14 protein-coding genes are annotated in these 17,903 nt (G+C 65.6%); 5 read left to right on the forward strand and 9 right to left on the reverse strand.

Features of this window, described 5'->3' with window-relative positions; all coding sequences use genetic code 11:
• Positions 1-601 precede the first annotated feature (601 nt).
• From K1X74_02060 to K1X74_02070, 3 genes are all read left to right on the forward strand, one after another.
• Positions 602-2,230 (forward strand): arylsulfatase, encoded by a 1,629-nt coding sequence (locus K1X74_02060; protein MBX7165111.1) that lies wholly within the window; start codon positions 602-604, stop codon positions 2,228-2,230.
• A gap of 226 nt (positions 2,231-2,456) precedes the next feature.
• Positions 2,457-3,347 carry a haloacid dehalogenase-like hydrolase gene (locus tag K1X74_02065; GenBank protein ID MBX7165112.1) on the forward strand — a complete coding sequence of 297 codons (891 nt, stop codon included), beginning with the start codon at positions 2,457-2,459 and terminating at the stop codon, positions 3,345-3,347.
• A 152-nt stretch (positions 3,348-3,499) separates the two neighbouring features.
• The gene (locus K1X74_02070) at positions 3,500-4,546 is read left to right on the forward strand and encodes a maleylpyruvate isomerase N-terminal domain-containing protein (protein MBX7165113.1); all 1,047 of its coding nucleotides are present in this window, start codon (positions 3,500-3,502) and stop codon (positions 4,544-4,546) included.
• Between the two features lie 353 nt (positions 4,547-4,899).
• Here the strand turns inward: K1X74_02070 and K1X74_02075 are convergent, their stop codons facing one another.
• From K1X74_02075 to K1X74_02085, 3 genes are read right to left on the reverse strand one after another with little or no spacing between them, the layout of a single operon-like run.
• Positions 4,900-5,820 carry a mechanosensitive ion channel gene (locus tag K1X74_02075; GenBank protein ID MBX7165114.1) on the reverse strand — a complete coding sequence of 307 codons (921 nt, stop codon included), beginning with the start codon at positions 5,818-5,820 and terminating at the stop codon, positions 4,900-4,902.
• Between the two features lie 46 nt (positions 5,821-5,866).
• Complete coding sequence (locus K1X74_02080) at positions 5,867-6,148, reverse strand: hypothetical protein (protein ID MBX7165115.1); 282 nt, start codon at positions 6,146-6,148, stop codon at positions 5,867-5,869.
• 23 nt (positions 6,149-6,171) lie between these two features.
• Entirely contained in the window at positions 6,172-6,762 is a 591-nt protein-coding gene (locus tag K1X74_02085) for an RNA polymerase sigma factor (protein ID MBX7165116.1), read from the reverse strand.
• A 353-nt stretch (positions 6,763-7,115) separates the two neighbouring features.
• Here K1X74_02085 and K1X74_02090 point away from each other — a divergent pair, with 353 nt between their 5' ends.
• Positions 7,116-7,562: a response regulator gene (locus K1X74_02090; protein ID MBX7165117.1), complete on the forward strand. Its 447-nt coding sequence runs from the start codon at positions 7,116-7,118 to the stop codon at positions 7,560-7,562.
• Between the two features lie 85 nt (positions 7,563-7,647).
• Here the strand turns inward: K1X74_02090 and K1X74_02095 are convergent, their stop codons facing one another.
• On the reverse strand, positions 7,648-9,159 hold the full coding sequence (locus K1X74_02095; protein MBX7165118.1) for a chemotaxis protein CheW: 1,512 nt from the start codon (positions 9,157-9,159) through the stop codon (positions 7,648-7,650).
• 537 nt (positions 9,160-9,696) lie between these two features.
• Between K1X74_02095 and K1X74_02100 the strand changes: the two genes are divergently transcribed.
• Complete coding sequence (locus tag K1X74_02100) at positions 9,697-10,287, forward strand: HupE/UreJ family protein (GenBank protein MBX7165119.1); 591 nt, start codon at positions 9,697-9,699, stop codon at positions 10,285-10,287.
• Between the two features lie 56 nt (positions 10,288-10,343).
• Here the strand turns inward: K1X74_02100 and K1X74_02105 are convergent, their stop codons facing one another.
• From K1X74_02105 to K1X74_02125, 5 genes are all read right to left on the reverse strand, one after another.
• Complete coding sequence (locus K1X74_02105) at positions 10,344-12,251, reverse strand: DUF4214 domain-containing protein (protein ID MBX7165120.1); 1,908 nt, start codon at positions 12,249-12,251, stop codon at positions 10,344-10,346.
• 174 nt (positions 12,252-12,425) lie between these two features.
• Positions 12,426-13,292 (reverse strand): hypothetical protein, encoded by an 867-nt coding sequence (locus K1X74_02110; GenBank protein ID MBX7165121.1) that lies wholly within the window; start codon positions 13,290-13,292, stop codon positions 12,426-12,428.
• A gap of 21 nt (positions 13,293-13,313) precedes the next feature.
• Positions 13,314-15,428: a hypothetical protein gene (locus tag K1X74_02115; GenBank protein MBX7165122.1), complete on the reverse strand. Its 2,115-nt coding sequence runs from the start codon at positions 15,426-15,428 to the stop codon at positions 13,314-13,316.
• Complete coding sequence (locus K1X74_02120) at positions 15,409-16,671, reverse strand: PQQ-binding-like beta-propeller repeat protein (protein MBX7165123.1); 1,263 nt, start codon at positions 16,669-16,671, stop codon at positions 15,409-15,411. The genes K1X74_02115 and K1X74_02120 overlap by 20 nt, the downstream gene beginning before the upstream one ends.
• Before the next feature lie 24 nt (positions 16,672-16,695).
• The gene (locus tag K1X74_02125) at positions 16,696-17,667 is read right to left on the reverse strand and encodes a ferredoxin--NADP reductase (protein MBX7165124.1); all 972 of its coding nucleotides are present in this window, start codon (positions 17,665-17,667) and stop codon (positions 16,696-16,698) included.
• Positions 17,668-17,903: the final 236 nt, after the last annotated feature.

Consider the following 17,903-nt stretch of genomic DNA (forward strand, 5'->3'; position numbering starts at 1 on the left):
TCTCGCACCCGATAGGCGAGCAGTTTGAATGGTCCACTGTTTCCCTCGCGCGGCTCTGTGGCCAGGGCAATCTCATCATGATGTACGATCGGCACCCTTTCAATTCATTCCATGCGCCTTCGTCGACAGATCAATACAGCGGCAGCTAACGTCGTGATGAAATGCTAGGACGACGGCTCGGAGGCGGTTGCCGCTCTTGCATCCCTCGGGCATCCGCAAATGAAACAAGCCCCCGAGACTTTCGTCGCGAGGGCTCGCGGGTTGAACGCGTAGGAGCGGGCGGGGGTGTGATTACCGCGCCGCTTAATTCAGCCTCTTCAGGTTCGGCACGCTGTGACGTTTGAGCACACCTTCCTCCCCGGTCTTAACGATCGTGGCCACGAAGCCGACTTCGCGCGGCCGGGATTGGCCCGATGGACGTGCCGTCCTGCGTCGCCGAAATGCCATGCGGCTTGTTGCGGATCGTCTTGACACAGGCCTAGAATTGCCGGCGCTGGGGTGGCTGATTCTGGGCGTGCCGCGTGCGTGCGGTCTCACGATGGGTGAGTCGCGACGCGGTTCCGCGGGTCAGTCCCTGCTGCAGAAATGGGAGTTGCCTGTCATGAAAAAGCCATGGTTGCTGGCGTTGCTCGCCGGGTTGTTGTGGGTCGGGCCTGCCTGGGCCGCCTCGAAGCCGAACATCCTGCTGATCGTTTCCGACGACACGGGCTACGGCGATCTGGGGCCGTACGGCGGCGGCGAAGGGCGCGGCATGCCGACGCCGAACATCGACCGCATGGCCGCCGAAGGAATGACCTTCTTCTCCTTCTATGCGCAGCCGAGCTGCACGCCGGGCCGCGCGGCGATACTGACCGGGCGCATTCCCAATCGCAGCGGCATGACGACCGTCGCGTTCCAAGGCCAAGGCGGCGGTCTGCCGCAGGCCGAATGGACCTTGGGCTCGGTGCTCAAGCAGGCCGGATACCGGACCTACTTCACCGGCAAGTGGCACCTGGGCGAGGCCGATTACGCCCTGCCGAATGCTCACGGCTATGACGTGATGAAGCACTGCCTGCTGTACCACTGCAATGCCTACACCTATGGCGACCCGACGTGGTTCCCCGACATGGACCCCGAACTGCGCGCGATGTTCGACAAAGTCACCAAGGGTTCGCTCTCGGGCAAGGCCGGCGAAAAGCCGAAAGAGGATTGGAAGGTCAACGGCCAATATGTCGACACGCCGGAGAAAGGCCTGGTCGGCATCCCCTTCCTCGACAAGTACGTCGAACAGGCCGGGCTCGAATTTCTTGACGACGCCGCGAAGCACCCGGATCAGCCGTTCTTTGCCCATATCAATTTCATGAAGGTGCACCAGCCGAACCTGCCGGCGCCCGAGTTTCAGAACAAGTCGCTGTCGAAGTCGAAGTATGCCGACTCGGTGGTCGAGCTCGATGCCCGCATCGGGCACGTGATGGACAAGCTGCGCGCGTTGAAGCTGGACGCGAACACGCTGGTCTTCTATACGACCGACAACGGCGCCTGGCAGGACGTCTATCCCGATGCCGGTTACACGCCGCTGCGCGGGACCAAGGGCACCGTGCGCGAGGGTGGCAGCCGCGTGCCGGCGTTCGCCGTGTGGCCGGGGAAGATCAAGCCCAACGTGCGCAACCACGACATTCTCGGAGGGCTCGATCTGATGGCGACCTTTGCCTCGGTGGCCGGCGCGAAGCTGCCGGACAAGGACCGCGAAGGCCAACCCATGATGTTCGACAGCTTCGACATGTCGCCGGTGCTGTTCGGCACGGGCAAATGTGCCCGCAAGGCCTGGTTCTATTTCACCGAGACGGAACTGTCGCCGGGCGCCGCGCGCGTGGGCAACTACAAGGCCGTGTTCAACCTGCGCGGCGACGACGGGCAGGCGACCGGCGGCCTGGCGGTCGACGCCAATCTCGGCTGGAAGGGGCCTGAAAAGTACGTGGCCACCGTGCCGCAGATCTTCGATCTCTGGCAGGACCCGCAAGAGCGCTACGACATCTTCATGAACAATTACACGGAACGGACGTGGACCATGATCACGTTCAACGTGGCGATCAAGGACCTGATGAAGACCTACGTGAAGTACCCGCCGCGGAAGATGCAGAGCGAGGTCTACACGGGCCCGATCACCCTGCAACAGTACGAACGCTTCCAGTACATCCGCGAGGCGCTGGAAAAGAACGGTTTCAGCATTCCCGTTCCGTCCGGCAACTAGCGGGCCGTGGCGTCGTTGAGTCGTGCGGGCGCGCCCGGTCGAAGCCGGGCGCGGTCGCACGAGGGGTTCGCGGCTCACCAGCAGTGAGGTTGCTTGCATGCTTGATTTCCGTCGGCCGTGGCTCGTCGTGCTCGTCGTCCTGGCGGCGACGACGTTCGACCGTTCGCGGTCGTGCGCCGCCGAGCCGTTGGCTTCGTGGCGGGACACGCCCGCCAAGCGCGCGATCCTGGATTTCGTCGCACAGGTGACCACGGAAGGCGGCGCGGGATTCGTTCCGCTCGCCGATCGCATCGCCGTGTTCGACAACGACGGCACGCTGTGGACCGAGCAGCCGATGTACACGCAGTTGGCGTTCGCGCTCGACCGCGTGAAGCAGCTGGCACCACAGCATCCCGAATGGAAAGCCCAGCAGCCGTTTCAAGCGGCGCTCGAAAACGATCTGCGGGCCCTGGCCGCGTCGGGCGAGAAAGGGCTGATCGAGCTGGTCATGGCGACGCACGCCGGCATCAGCACGACTGAGTTCGAGGCGATCGTCCGGGACTGGTTTGAAACCGCGCGCCATCCGCGGTTCAAGCAGCGCTATACCGAGCTGGCCTTTCGGCCGATGGTCGAGCTGCTGGAGTTCCTGCGGGCCCACGGCTTCAAGACGTTCATCGTCTCCGGCGGGGGCATCGAATTCATGCGGCCGATGACGCAGGCGGTCTACGGCATCCCGGCCGAGCAAGTCGTCGGCTCGACGATCAAGACCAAGTACGAGGTCCGCGATGGCAAGCCGGTGCTCATGCGGCTGCCCGAGATCGACTTCATCGATGACAAGGCCGGCAAGCCCGTGGGGATCAACAAGTACATCGGCAAGCGTCCGATCGCGGCGTTCGGCAACTCGGCCGGAGATCGCGAGATGCTGGAATGGACCGCGGCAGGCCAGGCGCCGCGGCTGATGATGCTGGTGTTTCACGACGACGCGCGCCGCGAATATGCCTATGGTCCGGCCAACGGTTTGCCGGATTCCAAGTTCGGCACCTTCCCCCAGTCGTTGATGGAACAGGCCCAGGAACAAGGCTGGCACGTGATCAGCATGCAGCACGACTGGGCGCGCGTGTTTTCGTTCGACGAGTGAGCCGCAAGCGGGCCCCATGTCCGGCAAAAAAGCAAGCCCCCGAGACTTCCGTCCCGGGGGCTCGTGGTTGGAGCGCATTGTAGTGGGCCGGCGTCGTGCCGACGGTCACATGGTCACCGGCACGCAGCCACGTGTAGCGGGGCGCGCACTGGTTGCTGAGTCAGGTGGCACCTGACGGCGGGGCTGTCGATTGGACGGATGGCGGCATCGAGGTGCTTGTTTTTCACGGACCGCCGCCCGCGCCTGTCGAGGCAACTCCCACGGGCGATCGAACCAACAGCAAGCTCAACCGGTCTATCAACCCAAGGCAACGGAGTCGCCGGATCATCGTTTATCATGCTGCTGCTATGGCCACTACTGCCCCTATCTCGGTCAATCACCTATTCCCAGAGATCAGTCAACGTCTTGTCGCTCTGTTGCGTTCGCTCGGCAGTGCAGAATGGCATCTTCCAACGCTGAGCTCGAGACGTTGCGTCAAGGATGTGGCCGCCCACCTGCTGGATGGAAGTTTGCGTCGACTCTCACTGCAGCGAGATGATTACCTTCCCTCCAAAGGAAGCGGAGAACCTCGGCCGGGCGAAACCTTGCTCGACTTTTTGACACGCCTCAACGGCGAGTGGGAAACGGCAGCCCGCCGTCTGAGCCCCCAGGTATTGTGTGCGTTGATCGAATGGGCAGACGAAGAATTGGCCCGTTTTTTTCCAACCCTTGATCCAAACGGCAAGGCGCAATTCTCGGTGGCGTGGACCGGTGAGAGCGTGTCCTTGAATTGGATGGACCTGGCGCGCGAATACACGGAGAAGTGGCATCACACGCAGCAGGTTTTCGAAGCCACGGCACGTCCGAGCACGATTGCCGAGAGACGCCTGTTTTATCCTTGCTTGGATGTCTTCATGCGTGCGTTGCCGTACACCTTTCGACATGTGACCGCGCCGCAAGGGAGCACGGTCGCCGTCAAGATTACAGGCGAGGCAGGCGGCGCATGGTCTGTGACTCGAATCGGGGCGTCATGGTTGCTGGCGGCGGGCGAGTCGGTGAGCCCGACCGCGCGATTTACGATCGACCAGAATGATGCCTGGAAACTATTTACCAAGCGACTGGACCGTGCCGAAGCAATCCGCCGTTTCCCGAGCATTCGCATCGAGGGGGACGGCGTTTTGGGTAGCCAGGTGATTGATATGGTTGCAGTGATGGCGTGAGTCACAAGTTGTCGATCGCCAAGCCTGGAATCCTGCACCGACGGGTGCCCGACGCGCGGTGGGCCCGCGAGAGTGTGCAAGTGCTGCGCGCCGCCGGTCCGCATACGGCGAGTCTCGTTCGTGTGCCACCCATCGCCAGCGGAGACGTTTGAGATGCGCGGCTTCCGTACCAGTCAGTTGTTTGCCGGGATAGTATTTGCGACGCCGAGATGAGACGAATCGCGGTCGTGTGCAGCCGAACCATTGCCGCCATGGCATGAGATGCCCGCCAGGCGTGCCGAAAAAGCAAGCCCCCGAGACTTGCGTCCCGGGGGCTCGTGGTGGGACCGATGGGGAGCGGGCCGGCGTCGTGCTTACCGGACCGCTTCGTTGAGCATCTTCACGTTCGGCACGCTGTGGCGGTTGAGCAGGCCGTCTTCTTCGGTCTCGACGATCGTGGCCACGGGGCCGACTTCGCGGACGCGGCCGTGCATCGTGCCGACCGTCACGTGGTCACCGGCACGCAGCCGCTGCCGGGTGTAGTAGCCGGCCAGGATGCCTGCCATCACGTCGCGGCCGCCGAGGCCGAACGCCAGGCCGAAGCCCAGAGCCAGGCCGCCGCAGGCGATCAGGATCAGGTCCTTGAACAGGTCGAACTGGATGCCGAGCTGGTCGAAGGCCGCGATGAACGTCAGCAGGGCCAGCACGTAATAGCAGCCGTTGGCCAGGTGCTCGGCATAGCTCAGGCCCACGCGGTCGGCGCTGGTCGCCACCACGCCGCGGAGGAAGCCCGCCACGAGCAGGCCCACCACGACGACGATCGTGGCCACGAGCAGGTTGGGGATATACGCGACGATCGTGTGCATCGCCTCGTTCAGCGCTTGCCAGTGGACGATGTTGAACGCGGCGCTCAGGAACAAGCACATCGAGATCCAGAACACGATCTGGCCGGCGATGGTCGAAACACTTTGACGAATGCCGACCTGTTTCATCGAGCCCAACAGTCCGCTGCGCTCGGCGGCGGCCTCAAGGCCGATCGCTTCGCTCAGGGCGGCCGCGGCGCGGCCCAGCACTCGGGCCACGAGATAGCCGACGACGACGACCAGCAGCATCGCCACCACGGCCGGGGCCTGGGCGATGATCTCGCGGAATGCGTCGGCAAAGCTGTTCACGAACGTTTCCCAAAAACCGTTCACGGTCTCCATCGTCACCGGCTCGGCGGCCGGGGTGGGAGTCGTCAGGACGGGTTCCGCCGGCATCGGCACCGGCACGGTCTGAGCAAACAACGGCAACATGGTCAGTTCTCCTCGAGGCAACGGGGCCTCTGGTAAAAAAAGAGTATCAGCGGTCACCCCCGCCAGGGGCGTCCTTCGCGCGGTTACGATCTTCCGGCCGAGGCGTGCGCCGCTCGGTCGGATAACTGCCGGCCAAGGTGAACACCACCATCGCCACCGCCGCCCGGGCCAGTTCGGCCAGCGCCAACGGAATGGCCCGCAGCCCGAAATCGACCAGGTGGGTGCCGACGAGCGCGTCGTTGACGCGTGCGTGCACCTTGAGGTCGAAGTCCAACGGCAACGGCGGGACCTCGTGGTCGGCGAGCTGGTCGAACGGGTTTTCGGCCATGGCGTCCAGTCTCCGGTTGGCGTTCAGACGCGCGAGTCATCAGGTTCGTCCGGCCCGAAATCGCGGCCGAACTGCGCCTGAAGTTTCTCGCGCGCTCGGGACAGCCGCATCTTGCAAGCGCTCGGCGAGAGCTCGAAGATTTCGGCCAGTTCCTCGATGGTGTAGTCCTCGGCATACTTGAGGAGCATCAGGGCACGGTCTTCGTCGTCGAGGATGCCGAGCATCTCGTAGACGTCGCTCGTATCGGGATGGGGCGCTCGCGAGCTGTGCCGGATGTCGAGCGTGCCCGCGTCGGCCGGGTTCTCGCGGCGTTGCCGCCGTCCGCGCCCGCGACGCAGCATCAAGCACTTGCGAACCGCGATGCCGTGCAGCCACGTGGTGAAGCGGGCCCGTCCGGCAAATTTCCTGCGTTGCAGGAACAGCGCGACGAACACCTCTTGCGCAGCATCTTGGGCGTCGTGCTCGTTGCCCAACAGCCGGTAACAGATGCGCCAGACGCGCTGCCGATGCCGGTTGACGAGTTCAACGAAAGCAGGACCGTCGGACCCTTCGCGGGCCGCTTCGGCAAGTAGCTGCTCGTCGCTGCGCTCGATGCTTTCCAAGACGGCATCCACAGCATGTTCGCCCGGCTCATCATTTCACTCCCGGCGATTCTCCTCACACCCTCTGTTGCCGCGAAACCCAAGTCGGTCACGCAGTGGGTAAACAGGGTCGTGTGGAAAAAATGGGCAGGAGAGGCGTAGGTGGGCCGGCGGGCGGGGGGGTAAAGGCCGCGTGGACGGTTTTCTCGTTAAGCCTAGGTCATAACCGGCCAGGGAAAATATGGTTGTCGCCCCGTGGGGGCGCTAAACCCTCCAGGCAAGCTATGGTTTTGCAGGGCACGGCCTCGATTCGCCCTGATCGTCAGGGCCGGACCGTGCCGCCCGATGGTCGCTCCGTTCTACGCCTACCCGAGGTTTGTCGCGCGATGTCTGCCCCCATTCGTCCGCTGCAATTGGTCGTTGTCGATGACGATTCGAGCATGGTTCGCTTGCTCTCGCACGTGGCCCGACAAGGCATGGGCGAGCGGGTGAACATCGTCGAGATGACCGACCCGGTGAAGGCCCGCGAATGGCTCGACGGGAACTGTTGCGACATCCTGTTGACCGACCTGCAGATGCCGGGCCTCGACGGCCTGGAGCTGCTGAGGTTCGCCAAGCGGCGCAATGCCTGGACGCAGGTGCTGTTCATGACGGCGCACTCGACCTGGGACACGATCAGCGAGGCGATCGAGAACGGCGCGAGCGATTACCTGCTCAAGCCGGTCAACCAGTTCGAGCTGGTCGAGCTGCTCCACCAGGCGTACGAGCGGTTTGTCCGTTGGCAGTCGGCCGTGGGCCAGACCATGCGCCAAAGACTCGTGACGACGCGCTAGCGGCGCTCGACGTCGTTCGCCGGGCTGCACGCCGGCGGCCGGCTGGTGCGAGTCGCCAACCGGACTCTGGATGCCACGCGCGAGGCTAACGCGCGGTCGCGGCCAAGGCCACGGCAATCTCGGCCTGCACGCCGCTCGCTTCGTCCAGCACACGCCGCGGATCGTTCGCGCCGAGTAGTTCGCCGAGCCAGTTCAGATAGGCGTCGATGGCTGTCGGTTGCCACGAGCCTCCTTGCCGTTGCGCTTCGATCAGACTCTCCAGCAGATGGGTCGCGTGCGCAACTTCTTCGACCGGCACCACCATGGACGCCGACTTGATCGTGTGCAGCGTCCGCAGCCAGGTGTTGACCTGGGCAGCGTCCGGCGTTTTGCGCCCCGCGGCTTTCGCCAGGCCGCGCAACTGCTTGAGGTGACCGGCGAGCTCCTGCTGAAACGTGTTCCAGAGCCGTGTATCGCCGCCCGGGACCTTGGCGCCCGCGGGCACCGCGGCGACGGGCCGTACCTGGGTGGCCGCCGCGGCGCTCGATGCGCTGGCGGCGACGGCCGGTTGAGGAGCCGCCGCGGCGAACGGCGCCGGCGCGACGGCGGCCGCGGCGATGGGCTGCGTCGCGGGAGAAATCTCGGCAAGCGGCGGCGTGGAGGACTCAACGGCCGAACCACGCGCGGCGCTGATCAACTCGTCGGCCAACTCCACGATCTTGCTCAGCTCGGGCTTGGCAATCTGCGCGTCGGCCCCGACGGCTTGTCCCTTCTTCAGATTGTCTGGTGTGACGATCGACGAATAGAGCAGCACCGGCAAGCGGTTCAACCGGGGGTGCTCCTTGACGCGCTTGGTCAGGTGGAAACCGTCGACTTGCGGCATCTCGACGTCGCTGATGATCAGATCCGCTACCTGACCGACGTCGCCCGTTTCGGCAAGCCGTGTCTCGATCCACCGCCAGGCTTCGCCGCCGTTCTCGAAATAGCGCAGATTCGTATAGCCGCTGGCGCGGAGCGTGTTGGCCACGGCCTCGCGCACCGTGGGCGAGTCGTCGGCCAGCACGACGCGCAGCGTCTCGCGCGGCAGGCCGCGCGGGTTTTCGACCGCGTCGGTGCGAAAGGCGCGGTCGGTCACCTGGTCGATGATCATCTCAAAATCGAGCATCACGATCAGCCGCCCGTCGCAGCGGGCGATCGCGGTGACCGGCGTCTGCGCAATGACCATCAGCGGCGGCATCGACAGGATCTGCTCCCAGCTCAGACGGTGAATCCGCTCGACGCTATCGACCAGAAACGCCGTTTGTTGCTGATTGAAATCGGTCAGGATCAGATTCGACTCGGCGTCGGGACCGCCGCGCTCGATGCTCAAGTGCTCGTACAGCGACACACACGGCACGACTTGGTTGCGCAGCTTGAACACGCCGCGCACCGACCGATGGGCCCGAGGCAACCGCGTCAGCGTCTGCGTCGGCAGCACTTCGCGGACCTTGGCCACGTTGATGCCGAACGTGTAGTCGGCCACGTTGAACACCAACAATTCCAACTCGTTGGTGCCACTCTCGAGCAGGATTTCCTTGTCCAGCAGGATGTTGCTGATCGAACTGCTGATACTCGACATAGATGGCGACCGCGCTTTCCCGAGAGGTTGGTTCCGATACCAGGAGGTCTGCGAACGCCCGATCGGAGGCAGGCGGAGATCGGGTGCCCGGCCCTCGGCGGGGGCCATCGGTAAGCTATCGGACGGCCCGTGGCGGCTCCCCCAAGATCGTTTTTTCACAGGCACCAGGCGTCGCCTTCGGCAAAACCGAATCTGCGGCAGTCAGGTGGCCGTCCCGGCGCGCGCCGCTACGGTCCGAAACCCCGGTTGGCACCGGGAAAAACGCGCTGCCCGCGAACGAATCGAGCGGCCGATTACTGGTTTGCTCGGCAGTGGCTGGCTAAGCTACCCGGGGGGACGAATTCCACGATTCCGTCCGGGGTTTCACCGGCGAGCTGTCCCCAACCGGCCGCGCCGGCGCAAGGGTGTTGCGTCGACCGTCGAAGTTGCCGCAAAATATGGCCTGGCCTGCGGAGAGTGCATTGCGGCGCCGTGTGCCGCGATGGGTGGGCTGAGCCGGATCGAAGACACGAGCTAGTTCTAGGGAGAATTGCCGTCATGCGTCGTCCAATGAGCCGTTTTGCCCTGGTCCTGCTGTGTCTGTCGGCGATGGTCACCCCCGCCTTGGCCCATCCGGGTCATCCCGAGGGTACCTTTCACGACGGCTTCAACCACCCGCTGCTGGGCCTCGACCATCTATTGGCGATGGTGGCCGTCGGCCTCTTGGGGGTGCGCCTCGGCGGGCGCTCGCTGTGGCTGATGCCGGTATCGTTCTTGTCGGCCATGCTCGTCGGCGGGCTAGCCGCGGCGGCCGGCATGCCGCTGCCGCTGGTCGAATACGGCATTTTGGCGAGCGTTCTCGTGCTGGGGGCGCTGATCGCTACCTCGGTGCGTTTCCCGGTCGCGGCCGCCGCGGCACTAGTCGCGGCGTTCGCGTTCTTCCATGGGCATGCCCACGCGGCCGAAATGGTCGCCGGTGGTTCGCTGGCTCCTTACGCCGGTGGGTTCCTGCTGGCGACCGCCTCGTTGCACGCCTTGGGCATCGGCGGCGGACTGCTGCTCGCACGGATTGCCAACAGCAATGCCGTGCGTGCCGCGGGCGGCGCCATCTCGGCGGCCACCTTGCTGCTGGCGCTCGGCTTGCTGTAAAGCAGCCGATCGCGGGCGGTCCCATCCTGGTGCCGCGTTTTGCTGATTCGCAGCGATCACGCGCTCGCCGCGGCGATCGTCGAGTATTCCGGGCTGGTCACGATGGCCAACTGCGCGGCGAATTGCGAGTTGCCGGCCAGGTAACCGGTCCAAAACGCAATGCCGCCTGTATCGGCCGGCCGATTGAGATAGAGACGATACCAGCCGTCGATCAGCCGCGCGCGTGCCTCGGGGCTGGTCAGAAACACCGTCGCCGTTCCGCTACGAGTCGCCGCGCCGGCATTGAGTGGGCCGACCCACAGATTCCATTCTCCCGGCGAGCCCTGCCGGCCAAGCACTTGTTGGTACAGCGTCTGCACGAACGCCGTGTTGTTGCCCCCGACTCGGGCCAGGAACTCGGACGATCCATAGAGCAGGCTCTGGACCGTTTCGAGCGCGGCCCCGTTTTGCACCGCGCCGATCCAGGCATTCAATTCGCTGCTCGAAGCGGCGCGGCCGAGGATGTTGAGATAGTAGCCGCCGATCAGACCGCCAAGCCGCTCGGGCGATCGCAGAAAGAGGTCGGCCACCTGTGTTCGAGTGACGCCGTCGGCCATGGCCTTCGACCAGGCCAGGCGTTCGGTATCGGTGGCCCCGCGGCCGAGCGTGTCGACGAGCAGGGTGTTGAGCCAGGGCACATTGCCGTTCGCCGCCAGGGTCCAGGCATAGGTCTGCTCGGTGTCGGGCGTAAATCCGAACAGCGCGCGGTAGCGGGTGTTGTAGCTTTCGAGCCGGTTGGTCAGCTCGCCGCTGCTCGCCACGGCGTTGGCAAAGGCGCTCCGCGGCAAGCCGGCCAGGAACTGCCCGACCCAGGTGTTGACTTCGTTCGGCGCAGGCGACCGGCCCAGCACCTGGCGATAGGCATTGGTCACAAATGCCGGGGCCGAACCGGCCCGGGCCAGGTATTCATCCGAACCGACAAACCCGGCCAGCACGGCTCGTAGCGACGTGCTCGACGCCGGGATGACCCACGCATTGATATCGGCCTGGCTGGGGTTGCGTCCCAGCAGCGACTGGTAGGCCTCTTCGATGAAATAGCCCAACGAAGGCGCTCCGTCGCGGACGAAATCGACCTTCACGTTGGACGTTTGGATCACCGTCGTGGCATATTGCTCGCCCAAGAGCCCGATCCCCATGGCCGTGATGCTGTAGCTGCCGCTGGGCAGCTCCAGGGCATACCCGCCCGAGGGACCGGTCGTGGTGGTGAACACCTGGCCGGTCGCACTCCGGACCGTGATGAGGATATTCCCCAATCCTTCACCCGGCGTGTAGAAGTTGTCGTCGCGGTAGATGTCGGCATACACGACGCCGGTCAGATAGCGGGGCCCGCCATTCGCGCCGAACAGGTTCGTGGTGAAATGCGACAGCGTCGACTCGCCCGGCTTGTAGCCGGCCACGAGGCCCACGCCGATCTCCTCGAAGTTGGGAAAAAAAAGGGCCTCGCGATGGTGCGGGCTGCGGATCAGGCCGCCGTGCAAGTTGTCGACTACCTGGTCGGAAGGCGTCGTGCCGTAGTTGCCCCAGGCCAGGTTCTCGCCGAGGTACTGGTAGGCGTAACCCGCCGCCGTGGCGCGCTCGCCGGGTCCCTGCCCTTCCGGATTGACGTGGGCAAAGTAGTTCCGCGCCAACATGTCGGCTGAGTGGGCCCGCGCGACGTTGCTCAGGATGTCCAGCGGCGCCAGCGGCTGTTTCGGACCGGGAGCGATCGTGCCGGGGACCAGGCCTTCGTTCAGGTCGGCGACGCCGTAGCGACTGATCGCCGCCAGGGGATTGGCCCGTGCCTGATTAATCAGCTCGAGGTGCAGCTGTTCGAGCGGTGTCAGCGTCACGGCCAGCAGCGCGCGGGGTTCGAGCCGTTCGCCGCAGCCAAGCCGCGATCGCCGCGCAGGATGACGGCGTCGCGGCGATTTACGGGTCGGCCCCATGTGCAACTCGGAGGAGCGGGTTCGCAGAGAACAACGAGGGGCCAACCTGCCCCCTGAGCAGCGCACTCATGGCGCAGCCGCCTTCCCGGGTTGACGGCACATGGCCCTATTGTGGACCGCCCGGCAAACCCACGCAATTGTCCGTGCCCGCGGAGTTTCGCGAGATTTCGCCGCCTATTGCGGGTTCGCGCGCCGCGATTCCCACCACTGGCGGGCGTCGTCGTACGCGTCGGTGGCGATCATGTGCACGCCCGCCGCGACGCACTTTTCCCAGCCCTGCCGATCGAGCTGGCCGTCTTTGCGCGGTGGGTTGAGCGTGTAGATGCGTACCCGATAGCCGCGGGCATTCGCGGCCTCGATCACGGCCTTCATCCGTTCGACCGAAAGATGTTCTGGCGCGCGGGCACGCGGCGCGTCGAGAAACACCGATTGCTCGTAGGTCAGAAAGCGGACGAAGCCCGCCGGTTCGGGCAGGACGTGCTCGGCGGCGTTTTCCAGCCAGCCGCCCGCGCCGCCGTCGCCAAAGGCGAGATAGTCGCCGCCCGGGTTGATGCTCGCCTCGTACAAACGATGTGCGGCCGTATTGCCGGTGAAACAGACCGTGATCGGACCTTCGCGAAACGCCGCGCCCGGTTGCTTGGCCAGCTTCGAGAGCACGGCGGCGTGCGGCGGCAGCAGCGCGGCGACGCCGGCCACGATCTCCGGCGAGGAAATCTTGAAATCGAGGATAATCGTCTGGCCCGACTCGCCCGCTGCGCTGAACCCCTCGATCAGTTGCTGAAACATGCCTGCCAGCAGCGGTTCGTTGCCCACGGGCTTGGCATCGTGCGTGACGACGACGGCATTGCGATCAGGGTCGTAGGAGATGTCGAGCTCGACGTGTTTCAGTTTGGCTTGCAGTGCCGCCTCGAAGCGTCCCTTGGGATAGAGCCGCCAGGGGTACGCGTTGTGCGCCGCGAACGGGCAGTCGTCGGCCGTAGCCGGCCACGTGGCCGCGCCAACGATTGCCAGCGAAAGAGCGAGACCAAGCGGCCGATGCATGGCGATGAACCTCTCGGGGTGTCAGGGAACAGCGGGAAGCGCGCCGGCCGCCGGCGCGAACGGTCCGAACGCGGCCTGCAGCGCGCGCGGGTCGTTCTGGTCGGCCAGCGGCGTCTCGAGCGGTTCGCCGTCGCTTCGGCGCAGCACGCTCCACGCGTCGATGACGATTTCGCGCGGCCGCTGCGACAGGCGATCGAGCGGCTGCCACACGAGCAGCAACTCTCGCACGCCTTCGGTCGAGCGCCAAGGGCGGGGACCAAAGGCCGACAAAAACATGGCATCATCCACGTCGAGCGCCGAGACTAGCGCCGGCTGGGGCTGCCCATCGGGCACGATCAACAGCGGAAACGCCACCTGTCGCCCGTCGGAAATCACGAGCACGGCGATCAACCGCCCCGGCTTGCCGCCCCAGGCATGGCGCGGCACGACGCGCAACTCCAGGGCGATCAATTCCGAGGCACGGACGTCGCTCCCATCGAGGGACAACCGCAGCACGATGTCAGGCCGGGGCTCGAAACGCGCTCCGCCCGGCGGCAGCGGCAACTCGACGGCTTGCAGACGACCGGCGCCGTCGGCGCGACGGCGCAGCACCGCGAACGCATCGTGCAGCGGAGCTGCCAGCTCGTAATCTTCGAGCCAATGACGAAACAGCCGTGGATTGCGGGCATACCCGGCGACCGAACCGATCCGCAAGGCCGAACGGTACACGAGTACCGGCGGTTCGGTCGGCGCGAGCCGCTCGAGCGTGCGCTCTTCCAGTGGGCCCACCGCCAGGTCCGCGGCTTGGACGGTGTACAGGGGATTCGACTTGCCGGCCAACTGACCGATGAGCGCGCCATAGGGCCACACGGCGATCGACGTCTCGGGCAGCGCACGGACTTCGGCAACGGCCCTTTGCAGCGCATCGTCGCGATAGTCGATCTTCGCCGGTGCCAGCGCCAGCGCACTCAATGCGGCCAGTCGCAATTGCCAGGTGATCCACGTCGTCTGCAGCAGTGCAAAGGGCGCCAGGCCCACGAGCGGCAAGACGCGCGTAGCCAGCCGGGCACCGGGTCCGTGCACCCCCTGGCACCCGAGATGGCCCGGCCACAAACAGCCGACCAGCAGCACGCCCGGCACCAGCGCGCGATAGAAGTGCAGAAAATCGCTACGCGTGATCGCATAGCGCACCATCACCAGGCTCAACGCCGCCAGGCCCGCCAGCACCAGCACGCCCGGGGCCCTGGCTGCCGCGCCGCGCCACATCGCGAGTGCCGCGATCAGGGCCGCCGCGCTGCCGACGACGATCAAGGCGATCAGCCCCAGCTCGCCGTCCGAGGCGGGCTCGGCCATCGTGGTGCCGTACAACGAGGCCAATTCCCAGGTTTCACCCAGGTAGTGTCGCCATCGTGGCAGGGCCTGGAACAGGGCAAAAAATGCCGCCGCGCCGACGGCCAAAGCGAACAGCGCCGTCGACACCGGGAGAACCACTTGTCGTCGGCGCGGATCGACGATCAGCACGCCGACGGCCACGAGCGCCAGCCCCGCCGCGGCGAACACGCCCAGATCGAACGAGTAGAGCGCCGCCAAAGGGGACAGCGGGGCCCAGGTGGCGACGATCGCGGCCAGCCGCCGGGCGTCGCCGCCGTGGCAGAGCGCACGCTCGAGCGCGGCCGCGCCGCCGCCAACGACGGCCAGCGCCAAAACCGGCTTGAGCGAGACGGCTTCGTACTCGAGCGGCGCAGCCACGAGCACGACCCAGGCGCCAAACAGCACGCGCCGCGCGGTGCCGCGCACGCCGGCCAATCCGAACACCCACCAGACGCACGCGATCGACAGCACCGTCTGTGGCACCTGGTGCCAGCGCAGAATCGTGGCCGCGTCGGCCTGGGCGAGCAGGCCGCCGCAGGAATGAATCCACGGATACAACGGACCATAAGGAAACGCCAGGTCGCGCCCGGCGAGCCGCCCTTCGCCCCACATCCGCACGACGCCACATTCCCACGAGCGGTCGAGCAAACGATAGGTCGACACGCGCTGGCCCGGGGAATAGGCCTCCCAGGGCAGCGTGAGAAACAAGGCCAGCACGAGCACCAGCGCGTCGAGCGCGCGGCGCGAACCGTGCCCGTGGCCGGCGCTATCGGGCGCCGATGGCATACAACGCGGCGAAGGTGCGGAGATAGATTCGACCGCCGGAAATGGCCGGCGACGCAGAGAGGTCTTCTTCCATCTTATTCGTGGCCAGCAGCTCGAATTTCCGGCCTGCCCGGACGACGCTCACCGTGCCGTCGCGCGAGGTGAGATAGATCTTGCCGTCGGCAAATACAGGCGAGGCGCGGTAACGGTCGGAGTGTGCCCGTTGCTCGTACTGTTCCTTGCCGGTTTGGGCATCCATGCAGATCAGCACGCCGTTCTCACGGCACAGATAAACCAGCCCGCCGTGGACGAGCGGCGACGGTACGTCGGGCGTGTTCTCGGCCCGGACCCAGCGGTGGGCCTCGGTCGAGTCGGTCACGTCGCCTTGGGCCGACGGGTCCAGCCCGAGCACCGGGCCGTTCTTGGCGGTGGGGACGACGACCAGGCCGTCGGCTGCCACGGGCGAGGCCACGAACCGCAAGGTCGGGTTGTATTTGCCCAACGGGTTCAGCCCGCCGCAGCGCCACAGCTCCTGCCCGTTGTCGAGCCGATGCGCGACGATGTAGTCGGCCCCGTGCGTCAACAGATATTCGCGCTGGCGGTCGCGATACAGGATGGGAGACGCGTACGAATGCTCGCATTCGGCCCGGGCATCGGTCTTCCGGTCGATGCGCCACAGCTCGTCGCCCGAGGCGGCGTCGAGCGCCGCGACGATCTGCCCGCCGGTGTGCAGCAATTGCACGTACAGACGGTTCCCGTCGAGCACCGGGGTCGAGGCCATGCCGAATTGGATGTTGAACTTGCCGTAGCGCTGCTGCAGATCGACGTGCCACACTTCCTGGCCGGCAAAGTCGTAGCAGGCCAGCACGCCGGTTCCGACCATGGCCCAGACGTGTTTCCCGTCGGTCGACGGCGACGGCGAGGCGTAGTTGCCTTCGTCGCCGCGGACGGTCTCGTTACCGCCACCGAGCGACTTGCGCCAGAGCTCTTTGCCCGAGGTGTCGGCGGCGATCAAGACCAGCGTGCCATCTTCGGTAGCGCTGGTCAGGAAGACGCGGTCGTTCCAGATGGCCGGCGTCGAACCGGCCGAGCCCGGCAGCTCGAGCCGCCAGACGACGCCCTCGGTCTTGCTCCAGGTGGTCGGCAGTCCCGTCTCGGCGCTAATGCCGTTGTTGTGCGGCCCGCGCCATTGCGGCCAGTTCTCGGCCCGGGCACTGGCCGCTACGAACACACCCCAAACGACCGTCAACGCCACAGTTGCCATTCGTCGCTGCATCGATTGCCTCGTTCACCAATACTCTTCGTAATGAATCTGTCCGACCACGCCGCGGCTGTCGAGCACGAAGCCGCGCTCGGCGAGCACCTCGACCATGCCCCGCGTCGCGGGATACTTGAGTTCAGCCTCGCCGCCGGCGCCGGTCACTTTTTGGGGTAGCCCGATCATCGACGGGTTGCCGCACAGGAACACATGGGTCCGCGCCGGGTCGAGCTTCAGACCCGTCTCGCGTTCGAACTGGCCCTTGGCGACGTAATCTTGCAGGTAGATCTTGCCGACATAGTGCGGCACGCTGGGATCGAGATTCTCCGGCTCGCGCGTGGTCAGCGACAAAAACTGATACTGGTCGAATCGCTCTTCCAGCCGGCGATGGGTGTCGACGTAGCCCAGATCGGCTCGGGTGCGGACGCAGACGATCGAAACCAGCCGGCCGCGATGCCCGCGCGCGAGCAATTCAGCCAGCATCGCGTTGTGGGGCGCCTCGCCGGTACCGGTGGCGATGAAGATCACATCGTCGTCCGGCTTTACCGGGGCCAGCGTGTAGTGGCCCGTCACCTTGCGTCCGATCCACAACCGCGAGCCGACATCGAGCAGGAACAGTCGCGGCGTCAACGCCGGCGGGTCCTTGTCGGTGCTGCGCACCAGCGTGATGTAGAACTCCAGCTCGGGGCCTTCATCGACGCGGACGATCCCGCCCGTTTCGTCGAGGATCGGGCACGAAATCGAATAGGCCCGTTTGACGACCTTGCGATACTGCTCCTCGGACAGCTCCTCGGGCTGGGTGCCCGGCGCGCGCGGCTCCCAATGTCCGAGGCCCAGCGAGGTGTATTGACCGGCGTGAAAATTGCCCAGCGGCGCGTCGGGTCGCACACGGTAGACCCACAGGTCGCTGTGCACCTTGCGCAGACCGACGACCTCGGCGTTGTAGTGTTCGCTGCGCAGGCGGGCCGCTTCGGCCTCGTCCAGAAACAGTGCTTGGGCCATGTGGGCTCCTTCGGCTCAATGAGCGCAACATCTTCCTGCCGCGCACCTTCCATGCGCGGCCACCGCCCCGAGTTGGTCCCCACGCGGCTGCAGGGGGCCATTCTTGGCCGGACAATCGAGCCTGTCAACGAAACGCCTCGCCCCGGACGCGACCCGGTTGCCGGCTCCTGGCGACGCGCGCCGTACGAATCAGCCAGTTGCTCACTTCCGTGTCAGGAAGGGGCGCGAATTCGCCC

The sequence above is a fragment of the Pirellulales bacterium genome, from assembly GCA_019694435.1.
GTDB lineage: Bacteria > Planctomycetota > Planctomycetia > Pirellulales > JAEUIK01 > JAIBBZ01.